This is a genomic window from Clostridium sp. CM027, from assembly GCF_024730565.1.
Lineage (GTDB): Bacteria > Bacillota > Clostridia > Clostridiales > Clostridiaceae > Clostridium_AD > Clostridium_AD estertheticum_B.
Genome location: NZ_CP077725.1, coordinates 1,448,520 through 1,464,701, shown reverse-complemented (window position 1 = coordinate 1,464,701; position 16,182 = coordinate 1,448,520). Strand labels below are relative to the sequence as shown.

The 16,182-nt window shown below is 31.5% G+C and carries 15 protein-coding genes and 1 pseudogene; 13 read left to right on the top strand and 3 right to left on the bottom strand.

Annotated elements, in window-relative coordinates; translation table 11 throughout:
• The first annotated feature begins 97 nt into the window (after positions 1–97).
• The 3 genes from KTC92_RS07030 (at position 98) to KTC92_RS07020 (ending at position 3,459) form a co-directional block, all read left to right on the top strand.
• Positions 98–1,540: an IS4 family transposase gene (locus tag KTC92_RS07030; RefSeq protein WP_258280726.1), complete on the top strand. Its 1,443-nt coding sequence runs from the start codon at positions 98–100 to the stop codon at positions 1,538–1,540.
• A 408-nt stretch (positions 1,541–1,948) separates the two neighbouring features.
• On the top strand, positions 1,949–2,476 hold the full coding sequence (locus KTC92_RS07025; RefSeq protein ID WP_216304616.1) for a helix-turn-helix domain-containing protein: 528 nt from the start codon (positions 1,949–1,951) through the stop codon (positions 2,474–2,476).
• On the top strand, positions 2,473–3,459 hold the full coding sequence (locus KTC92_RS07020; RefSeq protein WP_216304617.1) for an alpha/beta fold hydrolase: 987 nt from the start codon (positions 2,473–2,475) through the stop codon (positions 3,457–3,459). The genes KTC92_RS07025 and KTC92_RS07020 overlap by 4 nt, the downstream gene beginning before the upstream one ends.
• Positions 3,460–3,570: 111 nt before the next feature.
• Here the strand turns inward: KTC92_RS07020 and KTC92_RS07015 are convergent, their stop codons facing one another.
• Positions 3,571–4,191 (bottom strand): VanZ family protein, encoded by a 621-nt coding sequence (locus tag KTC92_RS07015; protein ID WP_216304618.1) that lies wholly within the window; start codon positions 4,189–4,191, stop codon positions 3,571–3,573.
• Positions 4,192–4,562: 371 nt separating this feature from the next.
• On the opposite strand from KTC92_RS07015, the gene KTC92_RS07010 reads away from it, so the two are divergent.
• From KTC92_RS07010 to KTC92_RS06995, 4 genes and pseudogenes are all read left to right on the top strand, one after another.
• Positions 4,563–6,005 carry an IS4 family transposase gene (locus KTC92_RS07010; protein WP_258280725.1) on the top strand — a complete coding sequence of 481 codons (1,443 nt, stop codon included), beginning with the start codon at positions 4,563–4,565 and terminating at the stop codon, positions 6,003–6,005.
• A 517-nt stretch (positions 6,006–6,522) separates the two neighbouring features.
• Positions 6,523–7,083: a nitroreductase family protein gene (locus KTC92_RS07005; RefSeq protein WP_216303546.1), complete on the top strand. Its 561-nt coding sequence runs from the start codon at positions 6,523–6,525 to the stop codon at positions 7,081–7,083.
• Between the two features lie 285 nt (positions 7,084–7,368).
• Positions 7,369–7,641, top strand: a pseudogene (locus KTC92_RS07000) (DUF3784 domain-containing protein); the annotation flags it as partial.
• Positions 7,642–9,184: 1,543 nt separating this feature from the next.
• The gene (locus tag KTC92_RS06995) at positions 9,185–9,790 is read left to right on the top strand and encodes a type IV toxin-antitoxin system AbiEi family antitoxin domain-containing protein (protein WP_216303545.1); all 606 of its coding nucleotides are present in this window, start codon (positions 9,185–9,187) and stop codon (positions 9,788–9,790) included.
• Positions 9,791–9,838: 48 nt separating this feature from the next.
• Here the strand turns inward: KTC92_RS06995 and KTC92_RS06990 are convergent, their stop codons facing one another.
• Positions 9,839–10,090, bottom strand: coding sequence for a hypothetical protein (locus KTC92_RS06990; protein ID WP_216303544.1), 252 nt, complete (start codon positions 10,088–10,090; stop codon positions 9,839–9,841).
• Here KTC92_RS06990 and KTC92_RS06985 point away from each other — a divergent pair.
• Both KTC92_RS06985 and KTC92_RS06980 read left to right on the top strand, forming a co-directional pair.
• Positions 10,050–10,496 carry a nucleotidyl transferase AbiEii/AbiGii toxin family protein gene (locus KTC92_RS06985; protein WP_258280724.1) on the top strand — a complete coding sequence of 149 codons (447 nt, stop codon included), beginning with the start codon at positions 10,050–10,052 and terminating at the stop codon, positions 10,494–10,496. The genes KTC92_RS06990 and KTC92_RS06985 overlap by 41 nt on opposite strands.
• A gap of 390 nt (positions 10,497–10,886) precedes the next feature.
• Complete coding sequence (locus KTC92_RS06980; RefSeq protein ID WP_216303542.1) at positions 10,887–11,756, top strand: hypothetical protein; 870 nt, start codon at positions 10,887–10,889, stop codon at positions 11,754–11,756.
• A 423-nt stretch (positions 11,757–12,179) separates the two neighbouring features.
• On the opposite strand, the gene KTC92_RS06975 is transcribed toward KTC92_RS06980, so the two are convergent.
• Positions 12,180–12,521: a cupin domain-containing protein gene (locus KTC92_RS06975; protein ID WP_216303541.1), complete on the bottom strand. Its 342-nt coding sequence runs from the start codon at positions 12,519–12,521 to the stop codon at positions 12,180–12,182.
• A gap of 284 nt (positions 12,522–12,805) precedes the next feature.
• On the opposite strand from KTC92_RS06975, the gene KTC92_RS06970 reads away from it, so the two are divergent.
• The 4 genes from KTC92_RS06970 (at position 12,806) to KTC92_RS06955 (ending at position 16,036) form a co-directional block, all read left to right on the top strand.
• Complete coding sequence (locus tag KTC92_RS06970; RefSeq protein WP_220286602.1) at positions 12,806–13,111, top strand: DUF4158 domain-containing protein; 306 nt, start codon at positions 12,806–12,808, stop codon at positions 13,109–13,111.
• A gap of 175 nt (positions 13,112–13,286) precedes the next feature.
• Positions 13,287–13,409 carry a hypothetical protein gene (locus tag KTC92_RS06965; RefSeq protein ID WP_375294757.1) on the top strand — a complete coding sequence of 41 codons (123 nt, stop codon included), beginning with the start codon at positions 13,287–13,289 and terminating at the stop codon, positions 13,407–13,409.
• A gap of 219 nt (positions 13,410–13,628) precedes the next feature.
• A complete protein-coding gene (locus KTC92_RS06960; RefSeq protein WP_216303539.1) occupies positions 13,629–14,303 on the top strand; it encodes a response regulator transcription factor in 675 nt (224 codons plus the stop codon).
• Positions 14,300–16,036 (top strand): cell wall metabolism sensor histidine kinase WalK, encoded by a 1,737-nt coding sequence (locus tag KTC92_RS06955; protein WP_216303538.1) that lies wholly within the window; start codon positions 14,300–14,302, stop codon positions 16,034–16,036. Before KTC92_RS06960 ends, KTC92_RS06955 begins: the two co-directional genes overlap by 4 nt.
• Positions 16,037–16,182 lie beyond the last annotated feature (146 nt).

Sequence of the window (16,182 nt, the reverse complement as noted above, 5' to 3'; positions counted from 1 at the left end):
CAAGCTAAGGGAAGTCTATGAAAATAAAGCCCCCCCATTTGTAAAAATGTTATCATTTAAAAGATAACAAAAACACATCAATGGGGGTAATTTACAAATGATAGAAGAAAACTTAAAATTGGATAAAGATATAAAACATTTTGCAGCTGAAATTAAAAGATGTTTTTCAAAAGAGGAGATTGAAGAAATAGCTAGAGTAACAGGCTTTGTGAAAAGAAAAGGTAAAATTAAAGCATGGGAATTCGTTTGCTTATGCTGCTTTATGGATGCAGAGGTCGCGAATAATACACTTGTTACCTTATGTACAAAACTTAGTGCAAAAATAGGAATAGTTATTTCTAATCAAGCATTAGATCAACGTTTAAATGAAAGATGTGTGGAATTTTTAAAGAAGATTTTTGAGAACCTGTTGCGCCAAACAATAACAAATAATACTTGCATACCAAGTGTATGGGATGAACATTTCAAACGAATAAGAATACTTGATTCTACTGCTTTTCAAGTACCAGAAAGCTATAAAGATATTTATCCTGGATCTGGTGGCTGCTCTCAAGCTTCAGGTGTAAAAATACAACTAGAATATGAATTGAAATCTGGAAATCTTCTTAATATACAAGTAGGAGCTGGCTCAGGAAGCGACAATACTTTTGGGAGCAAAATAAGAGATACTATCAAATCTGGGGATCTTATTTTAAGAGATCTTGGGTATGTAGGCTTTGAAGATTTTTTGGACATAGAAGATAGAGAAGCGTTTTACATATCAAGACTCAAACCTAATATAGCAGTATATATAGAAAATAAGGATATAGAGTACTATAAGAATGGCGCTCCTAAAAAATCAAGCCTTTTTAAAAGAATCTATATTTCTGACATAATGAAACAGATGGGCGAGGGGGACCGTTATGAAATTAAGGATGTCTATGTAGGCAAGGAAAAGACGCTAAAAACAAGGCTTATTTTATATAAACTAACAAATGATCAATTGAAAAAAAGAACAGAAAAATCTGTGAAGAATGCTAAAAAAAAGGGTATAGAAAAAAGTAATAATACGATTGAATTATTAGGTATATCTATTTATATAACGAATATTAAGGAAGAAGTTTTAAGTTCAAAGCAGGTTCATGAGTTTTACAGTTTAAGATGGCAGATCGAAATAATATTTAAAACGTGGAAATCCATATTTAGTATACAGGTTGTAAAGTTAGTTAAAATAGAACGGTTTCAATGTCAGCTTTATGGAAAACTTATTTTGCTACTAATAAGCTCTGCTGTAATGTTTAAAATCAGGACTTTAGCTTTAGAAAATAAAGGCCTTGAAGCCAGTGAAATTAAAACTTGTGAAATAGTTCATGAATATATTGATAGTCTGTATTTTGAGCTTATCAAATTCCCTAATAAAGTTCTCAATACCTTAAAATTAATATTTGAAAATGTAGTTAGGAATGGTCTGAAATCTCATAAAAAGGACAAGAAAACTGTTTTTGATATTCTTAGAGTTTGTTATAAATTAACATCATCGCAGGCTAAAGTTGCAGCATAAAACAACTTGATAAAATTGTAAAAGCCCCACTATATACGTGGCTTTTTTTGGTGTACCCTAAAATTGTTTGAATACTATTGTACACTTAAAATTTACCATTAAAATTTATCAAAATAAATTTTAATGGTAAAATATAGTATTTAATACTGACTTACTAATATTCAATATGGCTTAGCTTGATGGCTATGGGGTAGCGCCAACATTTCCGACAAAACCCACGTTAAGACATAAAATGGATAAATGTTTTACAATTCACTCACGTTAAGAAATAGTACTGTAAGATATAGGTATTAATAAAGCTTGTTGCCTTTTTACAACAAGCTTTATTTTTGTGAATTAAAAATACATATTGACTAATCCCAAAAGCGGTATTATAATCACATTTGAAACCAATTTGGAGGTGCTTCTATGAAAGATATAAACAAAATCCTTATGAATCCTGTTCGCATGAGAATATTACAGTATTTTTCTACACATAAAGTAGCAACAGCAGGAGAATTAGTAGATTTTATAACTGATGTGCCAAGAACAACATTATACCGCCATATTAACATTCTTGCAGAAAACAATCTTATTAATGTAGTGGATGAAAATAGAATAAGAGGAGCTGTTGAACGAACTTATGCACTTAATATAGCTACTATATCAAACGAGAACACATTGGAAAATGCTACCCGAAATGCATACGGATTTTTGATGAATCTTTACTCAAAGTTCGAACAGTATTTTAACAGCACCAAAGCCGATCCTCTTCGTGATAAGCTATTTTTGAACACGGCGGTACTTTTAATGAGTGATGAGGAATTTGATACGTTTTTAGGTGAAATCAATGCTTTAATGAGTCAACATTTAAACAATAAGACTTCTGAGAAACGAAAATCGAGAAATATTTCGATAATATCATCTCCTGATATAGACTCAGAGGTTATTTTATGAAAATAAAATGTAAAAAGAGAGGAAAAAAGATTATGATGATTTTTGGTATTATATTGGGAGTAATAGTGAGTATAAACATCGTCGGATTTATTGTAAACACAATCTTTTTCAAGGACGAGCTTAAAAGTATTGAGCCTTACGGTCAAATGGTTGAAGTAGATGGCAAGAAAATGCACGTCTTTTCTATGGGCAGTAGTAAAAGTACTATTGTACTTTTACCTGGATGGGGCACTGCCCTTCCAAGTGCTGATTTTGCTCCTCTGATGAGGAAGCTAAGCAAGGATTATACCGTTGTATGTATTGAATATTTCGGTGTTGGTTTCAGTGATCAGACAGATGCTCCAAGAACAAACGAGAATTATACAAAAGAAATTCGTACTGCATTGTCAGGGGCAGGCTTTCACGCACCGTATATTTTGATGCCTCATTCTGTTTCGGGTATTTATTCTGAATATTATGCTGCAAAATATCCTGATGAAGTATCAGCAATCGTTATGCTTGACACGACCTCAACTGCCGCAATCCCTGAAGGGAATGCGCCAAGTATTATATACTCTATCTCAAAGCTTAGCCAGTCGTGCGGGTTGACACGAATTACCATACCACTGGTTCCTGAAACCAAGCTTATTAAAAATGGTTACATTGAAAAAGAGATTACTGACTACAAAAAATTCGGTTACCACTTAATAAACGATACGATGATTAATCAGTCATCGTTGCTTCTTGACAACATCAAAGAAGTAAATAAGCTTAAATTTCCTACTGACATTCCGGTACTAAAAATTATATCAGAGCAAACGCTTAATGGGATGGCAAAGAAGAATAAGGATGATGGTATGGGGTATCAAAACGCTCATTTAGCACGACTTGGTAATAATGCAACATATAAAGTTCTTAAGGGAACAACCCATTATATTCACCAAACACATGCTGATGAAATTGCGGAAATTACAAAGACATTCATTAACAATGTCAAAAAATAAATTGCATGGAAAAACAAGTAAAACTAGCACCATAAACGGTCGTTTATGGGACTCTAGCAAAAAAAATAAAGCAAGAGCATTTCTACCCTTGTTAATCTTTTATTCATTTTTTCAACCTAAAAATGTACTTATAATTGGAATCGCAATGTATAGATAAGGTTCTAATTTAATAGCCATACTATCATTAGAAGAAATTTCAATTACTGTTTTATTAGCAAGTTTATGAAAAATTTTGCTTATAATATTGAAAATAATCCAACCACAAATAGTTCCTATGGTATTCATTATTAAATCATTAATATCTGATGCACGATGTGGAACAAACAATTGACCAATTTCAATAATAATTGAAAATAATATTCCATTACATAATGTCGGTAATAATTTTCTATACTTTTTCCATAATGTTGGCAATAAAAATCCAAAAGGCATAAAAAATATTATATTAAGTATAGAAGAAATTTCAAATCCATCGTTAAAAGGTACTAAATTTATAATGGGATTAAATATTGGCCTGTTTAATCTTGAAAGTCTTTGCCAGTCGCTCAAATAAGGAAATCCTACTACTTCTGTTAACGAAATCATAAGATATAATATAAAAAGATATCCAAAAAAGTAATGTTGACATTCTATTTTCTTTTTAAGACTTTTACTATTTTTGTTTAAAAATATATTTAAAATAGTTATTAGAAAAATTGATATTATCATTGATATTATAAAACTTTTTACCATAAAAATCTTTCCCCCCTGGTTTAATCGTTATATATATATAACGATTGTAAAATATAAAACACTTCAAAATAAAATACGATTGTGAATTAACTTACAAGTAAAGTATAACAGTATGTATCATATGTCACTATTACTTAGAGTAAATTTTTTTAATAATCTATTAAAGTGGTTTTTATAAGAAGTGGCAGCTTTAAGTTAATAAAAAAAGCTTAAAACATTACATAATATGGGAAGTGGCCCATTTTTACATGAATGGTTGCCGTACCCCATAGCCATCAAGCTAAGGGAAGTCTATAAAAATAAAGCCCCCCATTTGTAAAAATGTTATCATTTAAAAGATAACAAAACACATCAATGGGGGTAATTTACAAATGATAGAAGAAAACTTAAAATTGGATAAAGATATGAAACATTTTGCAGCTGAAATTAAAAGATGCTTTTCAAAAGAGGAGATTGAAGAAATAGCTAGAGTAACAGGCTTTGTGAAAAGAAAAGGTAAAATTAAAGCATGGGAATTCGTTTGCTTATGCTGCTTTATGGATGCAGAGGTCGCGAATAATACACTTGTTACCTTATGTACAAAACTTAGTGCAAAAATAGGAATAGTTATTTCTAATCAAGCATTAGATCAACGTTTAAATGAAAGATGTGTGGAATTTTTAAAGAAGATTTTTGAGAACCTGTTGCGCCAAACAATAACAAATAATACTTGCATACCAAGTGTATGGGATGAACATTTCAAACGAATAAGAATACTTGATTCTACTGCTTTTCAAGTACCAGAAAGCTATAAAGATATTTATCCTGGATCTGGTGGCTGCTCTCAAGCTTCAGGTGTAAAAATACAACTAGAATATGAATTGAAATCTGGAAATCTTCTTAATATACAAGTAGGAGCTGGCTCAGGAAGCGACAATACTTTTGGGAGCAAAATAAGAGATACTATCAAATCTGGGGATCTTATTTTAAGAGATCTTGGGTATGTAGGCTTTGAAGATTTTTTGGACATAGAAGATAGAGAAGCGTTTTACATATCAAGACTCAAACCTAATATAGCAGTATATATAGAAAATAAGGATATAGAGTACTATAAGAATGGCGCTCCTAAAAAATCAAGCCTTTTTAAAAGAATCTATATTTCTGACATAATGAAACAGATGGGCGAGGGGGACCGTTATGAAATTAAGGATGTCTATGTAGGCAAGGAAAAGACGCTAAAAACAAGGCTTATTTTATATAAACTAACAAATGATCAATTGAAAAAAAGAACAGAAAAATCTGTGAAGAATGCTAAAAAAAAGGGTATAGAAAAAAGTAATAATACGATTGAATTATTAGGTATATCTATTTATATAACGAATATTAAGGAAGAAGTTTTAAGTTCAAAGCAGGTTCATGAGTTTTACAGTTTAAGATGGCAGATCGAAATAATATTTAAAACGTGGAAATCCATATTTAGTATACAGGTTGTAAAGTTAGTTAAAATAGAACGGTTTCAATGTCAGCTTTATGGAAAACTTATTTTGCTACTAATAAGCTCTGCTGTAATGTTTAAAATGAGGACTTTAGCTTTAGAAAATAAAGGCCTTGAAGCCAGTGAAATTAAAACTTGTGAAATAGTTCATGAATATATTGATAGTCTATATTTTGAGCTTATCAAATTCCCTAATAAAGTTCTCGATACCTTAAAATTAATATTTGAAAATGTAGTTAGGAATGGTCTGAAATCTCATAAAAAGGATAAGAAAACTGTTTTTGATATTCTTGGAGTTTGTTATAAATTAACATCATCGCAGGCTAAAGTTGCAGCATAAAACAACTTGATAAAATTGTAAAAGCCCCACTATATACGTGGCTTTTTTTGGTGTACCCTAAAATTGTTTGAATACTATTGTACACTTAAAATTTACCATTAAAATTTATCAAAATAAATTTTAATGGTAAAATATAGTATTTAATACTGACTTACTAATATTCAATATGGCTTAGCTTGATGGCTATGTTGCCGTACCCCAGACTCGTTATGTATGCAAATTCTTTAGTTGCACTAGGAGAATTTGTATAATGGTAATAGACGTACGCATTATATCTACAAAGGTGAACTATGGCTATATAACTAGTTTTCATGACCTCATTATAAAATAAACGAACTTTAAGTTGATATAACACGAACTTTTGACACTTTTTCATTCATTTTATAATTATTATTATTATTCTGACTCTTGGATAAGACAATAGTAGTATAATTAACCATATATTTGATGACATACTTATATAAGCTTATGTATTAAAATTCAAACAAAACATATTCATTTGGAGGGGAATTATTATATGAATGAAACACTTAAAATTCTAAAGGAAAGAAGAAGTATAAGGGTTTTTAAAGATGAACAAATTAAAGATGATGAATTACAATCTATTTTAGAAGCTGGATTGTATGCACCGAGTGCTCTAAATGAGCAGTCTTGGCACTTTACTGTTATACAAAACAGTAACATGCTTCAAAAATTTACTCAAGTTGCAAAAGCTGCTTTAGCTAAATCTCATATTGTTCAGTTAAGAAACATGGCAAGTAATGACAACTATAGAGCATTCTATAATGCACCTACAGCTATAATTATATCTGGTTATATGAATGCATCTAATCCTCAGGCGGATACTTCTAATGCTACTGAAAATATATTAATTGCAGCAAAGTCTCTTGGTTTAGGTACTTGTTGGATAGGGAGTATGCCATTTATATTTGGGAATGGTGAAAATGAAGAGCTAAAAAAAGAACTTAGGATACCTGAAGGATATCAGCCAATAAATTCTATTGCTTTAGGATATGCCGTTTCTGAAGTTTCTAAAGCGCCTGCAAGGAAAGAAAACAAAATAACTATAATCAAATAATTTTTTACTGTACAATTTTCGAATATGTCGACACAAGTAAACCCATATCATTAATTAGATATGGGTTTACTTTATATTTTGAAAGTAACACAATACCAATTGTGTTACTTTCACATTGAGGCTATTACCCATTTTAAAAGAATTGTAAATATACTTAATTTATGGTAATTATGTTATAGTTAAATATATATTATTATTCGAAATTGTAATAAACTAAGAACTTAGGAGATGATTATATGTCTGAATTAATAGTTATGTTGCTTATTATTACCTGTAGGATTATATTTTATTTTTATAGGATGGCGTATTTGGAAAAAAGAACAGATAACGATAATACATGATTATCATTATACAGGGGTTGCTGAAAAGGATAAAAAATCTTATACAGAAAAAATGGGTAAAGCATGTATTATAATGGGAATAGGAATGATACTGATGATGGGTATTATTAAATTCACATCAAATACTGCATATGGTGTGATATGCTTTGGGATATTCTTTGTAGGGGGATTAGTTATGATGTTTATGGCACAGAAAAAATATAATGGTGGACTGTAATGAGCATTCGCAATGATCTTATATGTCGTTATCACAAGTAACCTCATATAATTAAATATGAGGTTACTTGTTTTAAGTGTATATTGATATTCTGAAAGTAACACAATAGTAATTGAGTTACTTTCACATTGATGCTATTGCCTAATCCTTTAAAATTTCAATTTGAATGTAACATAACGTGTTGACTCTTTACTTTGAATGTATTAAAAATCAGTCTTAATATAATAATAAGACTCCGCAGTCAAAGGCTGGTCCACAGCATATTTTCTCCTTCATTCTTCATACGAAAACTTGATGTGGCACAAGCTCTTTCACTGCTCTAGGTCATAAATGAAGCTTTGGGCAATCTTACTCACTGCCCAGAAGTAAATTAATCTATTAAAGTACCTAATCATTAATTTTTCTATTTAGTCTTAGTAGCAGTCAGTAAACTAGTCCAAAGCAAATGAAATATTCCCCCTTCCCCCAAGGGTAACAAGCCCTACTGCAATGCAGCGGGACTTGTTTTTGTCTTCAAAATACTAATATTTAAAAAAATCCACATAACTTAAAGATAGAACCTCGCGACCCTCGGGTGAAAAATGGTAGGTTTTTCACCTCAGATTAACATATCAGTAACTTTTGTTTCATGAATTTAGAGTTTCAAAAAAAAAAATTATAATAGAGGTCAGAAACTCGTCCATTTTTCACATCAAATAGACAGGCTTACCCGCCACTTCGTCCCTCAGTAGCTGGGCTAGTCCATTTGCCAGCATCCTACAAGTTTTAAAAAAATGATTAGTTATCGTGTTTTCCTTCTTGGATATCGAAATATTCTTGTAGTATATATATTTTATAAAACCTTATTATAATAATTATTATATTTTATATCTATTGTAGTTACTATTACTAGTAGTATAGATATTTCGGAAGGACAAGTTCTGGGCACGTATACCGTCACCCAAAAGAGAACAAGCTTTAACATAAGTATCTCTAAGCTTCCCATTGTTTTCGTCCCTCAACCACTGGTAACTAAGAAATTCTAATGATAAAGCTGGTCTTTTTTTGGGTACCCGACGGCGTGCATCGATTCTAGTTAAATTTAACTTTCACTTAATTTAATCATTCTATATAACTAATCAAAAACCTAAGTCTACGCACGCATCTGTAGTTTAATCATACCTTTAAATCTAAATACGTACATCGCCGATGGACAAGTTGTGATGAACCCACAACTTGCACAAGGTGGCTGAGTATTTCAAATATACGTGCGTAGTATTGTTTACATCTGATACATATTAAATTTAGCTATGGCAGCACTTCGCATAATAAATTTTGCTACCACTAACCCTAATCTATATTTTTTATTACTGTTTTAGTTAGGATTATCAATACTACAACTGCAGCTCCGTAGGAGATGATTTAACAAAAACAATACAAGTATGAATTTTTGCAGTAGTTTTGTTAATTAACATTGAAAAAAATCATAAATAATGTATAATTAATTTAACACATATACTGCATATTAGAACAAGTGAAGAATATTTGTTAGAGAGGTGAGAGTATGAATGAAATAATAAAACAAGAAATTAAAGAATTATTTTTCAAGAATAAAGGCTATGCTACAACAAAAGAAATATCAGGAATGGGGATAAATAGATACTATGTTAGCACCCTTGAAAAATCAGGTGTTGTTTCAAAAATAAAAACGGGATTATATAAGTGGGTAGATTATGGTTTTCAATACAATTTTGAATTAGTTGATGTATTTAAAATAGTCCCTAAAGGGATATTGTGCCTTACTTCTGCATTAGATTATCATGATTTATCAACTATTAACCCCTGGCAGTATGAGATTGCTATAGAAAGAAGCAGTAAAGTTATAATACCTAAGTATCCACCAATTAAACTTCTATATTTTTCACAAAAGCAGCTAAATATAGGTATAACTAATATAGAAGTAGATGGACATTTAATTAAGATATATGATATAGAAAAGACAATATGTGATTGCATAAGATATAGAAATAAAATTGGAATTGATATTGTAAAAGAAGGAATTAATGAGTATATAAAAAGGAAAGATAGAAACTTTAACAAATTAATGAAATATGCGGAAGTTTGTAGAGTTCAAAAAATACTAAAACAGTATTTGGAGGTGCTTGTATGAGTAAGCAAATAAAAGACATTACTGCATCGGTAAGAGCAAGACTTGCGATTATAGCAAAAAAGGAACAAAGAAGTTTATTGGACACTCCATCATTTGTGGCATTGGTACAACAACATCGCCAAACCCAATATCTAGTTGTAACACATTTCTCGCATTCCCTAAAAAACAATTAGTTTTTACTCTTATACCGTGATATTCTCCATCTTTTTTTATCTCTTCAACTTCAATTTCATCTCCACTAAAAACTAGTCCACTTGATATGAAAGCACCATTAATAAAAGTATATTCTTTAGAGTCCATTATTTCAGAAAAGTTTCAAGCTATGATTTCATTATCAGTAATTAATAGTAGAATGAAAGATTTCTACGATATATTTACTCTTTTAAGCACTAATAGTTTTGACGGAAGGAAGCTACAGGAGGCTGTAGATAAAACATTGCAAACAAGGCACACGGTGATTGAAAGAGAAAATATTATTTTCACAGAAGACTTTATGAAAGATGTAAATAGAATTAAAATGTGGAAGGCTTTTTTAAGAAAGATAAACTCTGTTAATATTGAGTTTGACGAAGTTATGAGAGAAATTATAATATTTCTTAAACCTATTTATAATGTAATTGTTCATGAAGAAGAATTTTTCGAGTTTTGGGATCATGATAAAAAGCGGTGGGGTAAGTATAAAAATAATATTGAGGAAATAAAATAGCTGTTCTGATTTAAATGGAAGTATCAAGTAGTTATATATTTGTTTTTTAGCAAGTAAAATCTGTCCGCATACGCTTCCATATTTCACACTGGGATCGCACCTGCAACCTAATAAATGTAAGGAAAATATGCTTTACCATAAACATTTCTGCTCAACTTATTCTCATTTAAATCTTAATGGCAGATCATTCTAGCCATGTCTCTGCTTTATGTGATAGCATACGCAAAAATGATATTTCGTACTTAAGGAAATTAAAACCCCATAAATATAAATACTTTACTCGTTAAGTAACGGTAATAAGAGTATAATTAAATAAATGTTTTGTGTCGCAACAGTATAAAAGTCCGAAGTTAGAATTATTTATTTTTAAATGTATATGGGGGAAATTAGATGGATACAAAATGTATAAGTACAAAGCGATTAATTATAATAAATACTGTTCTCATTCTATTTTCTGCACTTTTTGCGATTATTGTTCATGCACTTTTGCCCACTTCTGTAGATGTTGCGCAGTTTGATAGTATTTTTGTTAAATGCTTTGGGTTTCCTACCGTAGCAATATTTTATTTCATTCTGCTATTTATACAGTGTGTAATGGTGGTAAGATACATAGGCGTGAGAGCAGATGCGCCTAAATTACAAATAGGGATTAGATTTGGGATAGCCTTCGCAATGATTTACTTATTTGGAATGCAAGAGATAGTAGTTGAGGGGTCTCTTTTTTCAAATTGGGGACTCGGTTTTGTTAAGTATCAGCTTATAATGGGAATAGGAGATGGTCTACCTGCAATATTGTTATGTGTGGCAATTGCTTATTTTACATTAAGTGAAAGTAAGAAAATTAAACCAATTAGTAAATTACAAATGACGAAATGCATAAAAACCATTGCTATTATTGCAATTACTATTTTTGTGGAGAGAACAATTGGTTATGAAAGCGGTCTTATAAGCAGTGACAGTGCTACATATCCAGTTCCGTGCTATATATGGACAGGTTTCTTTGGAATACTGATGGGTTATGTTTATGTGATTTTGTATCCTTTGTTAGTATTCGAAAAAAGGCAGTGTGGTATAGGTGTACCATTAAGGTTCATAGCAACTATAGGTGTGAATTGGATGATTTTTAATAGCTTTATTGGCTTAATAACGAAAGGTGCTATGCCTCAAATGTTATTACGGAGTGGATTAGATGTTGTGGTGTTGTTTTTGGCTTCAGCAGTAGCCGGTAACTATATTATTGAATTAAATGACGCTAAATAATTAACGTAATGTGAAAATATTTTAATTCACAATTTTCATATAGTATGACTAAAATCCTACCTTTTTCATTTTCTAGGAATATGTTTGAAATATGTTTTAGAGTAATTAAAGCACCGATATATTCAAAAAATTCTTTGAGTATATCGGTGCTTTGGTAATATATGTATTAATGTATAAAATCCGCATTTTGTGGTTACTACCCCCTAGGCGGAGTTCTTTGAAAATTTAAAAAATTAACCATAGTAAATATAATAAGAAATCTATAGTCTATTATTGAGATGATTACAATTAACCCATATCGATTATGATGTGGGTTTTTAACATATGATATTCTGAACGTAACACAATAGTGATTGAGTTACATTCACTTTGGGTCTATAGGCTAGATGTTCATATACAATAAATGACGTGGTATTTATATTACTAATCGTTTGAACGACGATAGTGAACTTCGTAAGTCAAAGCACCTACAGGAGCTTTAAAAGGTCCATGCTGCATGCCTGGTGGACGAACTGCAACCATTCCTTTAGTAAATGTTTGTTCTCCGCAAATCAAACCACCTTCAATAATATAAACTTCTTCCCAACACTCGTGAATCAGAATATTTGTTGTCTCTGTTCCTGGCGCAAATTTTAGAAGTCTAGTAAACTCACTCGTCTTTTTATCCTGAGTAACTATTAGTTCCAATACTCCTTCTGGATAACCTTTTGGCCGGTTCCAGCCTGACTTATTTGGATTAAAAAACTCTTTTTCTTCTTTCGGCATGATAGTCACTCCTTTTTTGTATTTTAGTTATTATTCTATGGCATATTGTATATTCCTTCTTATACGGGGTATAAAGAACATAGCTGTCCTGTACTGAAAACTCGATTCCTAAATGTGGTAATAACTAACCTAAGCTTTAATTAAAAGTTCCGAATCTTATTTTGGAACTTGAACTTAGGTGTATTTAAAGCATTTTATTGAGTATTTTAGATTCATATGGTAAGCTACTCTTAAAATAAGTTCCTACTCTTGTACTTATAGGAACTTTTAAAGGTAGGGCACATATGATAAAAGATTTTAATTTAAACCTAAGAGAGCTCCAATTAGTTTATAATAAATCAAATGAGGCAAAAATAGGATTTGCAGTGCTGTATAAATATTTACAAAATTACGGTAAATTTCCTGAGAGTAAAGAAGCAGTGTCAGAAAAAAGTATTGAGTTCATTGCAAAACAACTTAAAATTGATGGAAAAACTTATTTAAATTACGATTTTAATAGCAGAAATGCTTTTTTTCATAAGAAGCAAATTCGAGAAGAACTTTGCTTTCGTGAATATAGTAAAAATGATATGGAATCAATTAAAGAATAGCTTATACAAATAGTTTTACCTGTTAATGATGATATTGAGTATTTAAAGCAACAACTATATAAAAGGTTTTACGAAATAAAAATTGAGTCTACTACTGAAGAAACTTTAGAGCGTATAGTTTCTTCAGCTATAAATACATTTAGATATAGGTATAAACAATGTTTTTTTATCCAACATGGCTGATATTTATTTATCAAGTGCCAATAAAGATATGAATGTTGTAGATAAGAAATATGGTAATGGCGCAGTTAAATTTATTGGAGAATCTCTAAAATTTTATTCTGAAAATAATAAGTAATGAATTAAAATGGGATATTACGCAGATGATAATAGACTAAATACTCAATATTGCATATGCGGATTCACTATAGCTTAACGGGGGCGAATTATTAAAAAACCATACATTTTATTCCTTAGCGTGGGTTTTGTCGGAAATGTTGGCTGCACCCCAGTATAATAAGACTAAATGTGTAAATGCAAAAGATTTTACTTGTAATGACACAAATGGAGGTATGGGATGAATAAAATATTGGTTGTTGAAGATGAAGATATTTTACGTGAAGTGATAATTGACTATCTAATTGAGTATGGATATCAGGTATTAGAGGCCGAAGATGGGGAAAAAGCTTTAGAGCTATTTCAATTAAATTCTGTTGATTTAGTTATACTAGATATTGTTCTGCCGAAGATTGACGGCTGGTCAGTATGCCGTAGAATACGGAAAAATTCCAGTATCCCTATAATCATTTTGACTGCACGTTCAGATGAGGATGATTCTCTTCTGGGATATGAGTTGGGAGCGGATGATTATCTGATCAAACCATATAGTCCTCTGGTTCTAATGGCAAAAGTGAAACGATTTCTTGAAAAATACCCAGGTACTATGGATGGAATGTTGACGTCAGCCGGCGGTATTGTTATAAATATGGGGTCAAGACTTGTTTCTATTGATTGTAATACTATTAATTTGACTCATACAGAATTTGAGATTCTAGCTTACTTAATGCAAAATAGAGGGATTGTAATTACCAGAGAACAATTAATAGCTAAAATATGGGGTTATGATTTTTATGGTGATGAAAAGACAATGAACAGCCATATCAGAAACCTGCGTGCTAAGCTTGGAAGTAAAGGCTGCTACATTGTTACGGTTATCCGCTCGGGATATAAATTCGAAGAGGGTCAGCTATGAAAAAAAGTATTGTTTTTAAATGGTTTGTGCTAACAGTTCTATTATTATCTACTATGTTTTTATTCATTGGAATAACGCAAAATTACTTTTTTAAGAAATATTATATTAATGAGAAATTGGATACTCTCGAAATGTATATGAAGGAGTACCCAGATATAGTAGCGAAAAAAGGAGCGGAAGCAGCATCTGGTGAAATATATAAGAATAACCAAATCTGGATTACAAAAATGGACAAAAATGGTCGTATCGGCGATGTGGAAAATTACTATCTCGAAGTGAAATTGAAAAATGAATCTCAGGGTACTTTGCGGATACCAATGTACTCCTTTGAAGGAGAATATTCTTCTGATGTACTCGCTTCATTTAAGGTCGGCGATGAGGTGATTATTGATACAGTTAATATAGCAGATGAAAAGATACCTTATATGATAAATACTAATTCAACGGGCGTCGTAAATTTAAATATTGCAAACAAGCTGAATGGTCCTAATGCTGATAAAGCGTATAGTCACCTTGTAACTGACGTATTGAGGGGAAAGATAACGAAGACTGCATTTCCCGAACGAGGGTTGGATATTTCGTTTCCCTACCATGAACTTTATTTTTTGAAACAGATAAAAGAATTTCAAGCCGGTTTGCTAGCTAATAATGCGAAACCTCTTCAGGGTACAGAAGAATTTAGTGCAACAGAAAATCTTGTGGAATATAAGATAATTATTAAACCGGTTGTTGAAAATGGGGTAACGGGATATATTTTTGCTATGACATCTCTTCAGCCGGTAGATGAAGCAATATCGGTTATACAGCAATTCTATCCTTACTTTTTTGGATTTACATTTCTGTGTGTTATATTCTTGGCATTTATTTTTTCTAAGTGGCTGGCGAAACCTCTGATATCCATCAACCAGGTCACAGAGAAAATAGCAAACATGGATTTTACGGAAAAACTGCCGGTGCGTTCCGCCGATGAAATTGGTCAGTTATCCCAAAATATTAATTATCTGTCGAACCAGATGGAAGTATATATTGGTCAGCTTAAACAGGATCTTGATAAAGAGAGAAAATTAGAAACTATACGAAAGGAATTTATTGCAGGTGTATCTCATGAGCTGAAAACGCCTCTTGCGGTTATGAAAAGTTGTCTGTCTATTTTTAAAGACGGAATTGCAGCTGAAAAAAGGGAACATTACTTACAGGCGATGGAAGATGAAATACAACGGATGGACTTGCTGGTTGTAAACATGTTGGATCTAGCTAAATTTGAATCTGGTACCTATAAGCCTGAATTAGCTCCTTTTGAAATGGATAAAGCAATTACCGAAGTATGCAAGTCCCTGGCTGAGCAAATACAGGAGAAAAATATCTCTCTTATATTAAGACTTTGCCCTAAAATTGTAGTGGGGCATAAATGGCTAATCAGTCGCGTTATTACTAATTTTCTCAGTAATGCAATCCGGAATACGGAGAATGGATATGCAATCGTAATTGCTATAAGCTGCAATGGAGAGACAGCAGAAATCAGCATAGAAAATCAGGGGAAGCCAATATTAGAGGAAGACAGGAAAAAGATATGGGACCAATTCTACCGTGTGGAGGCACGGACATCCAAAGCAGGTACGGGTCTTGGACTTTCCATATCCAAGGGGATATTGGAGCTTCATCATGCAATTTATGGTGTGGAAAATACGAAAGATGGCGTCCGTTTTTTCTTTTCTCTACCGGTCCAACCATAAATCATTGATTATATCTTCAGAGAAAGATATATGCCTTCTTTAAGATACTTTTATTCAAAAAAATTAATATTTTACTGACGAAAAAGCTATGAAGGGTACTTCATGGCTTTTGTTCTGCAAAAAATTAGAAAGAAATAATATCCGAA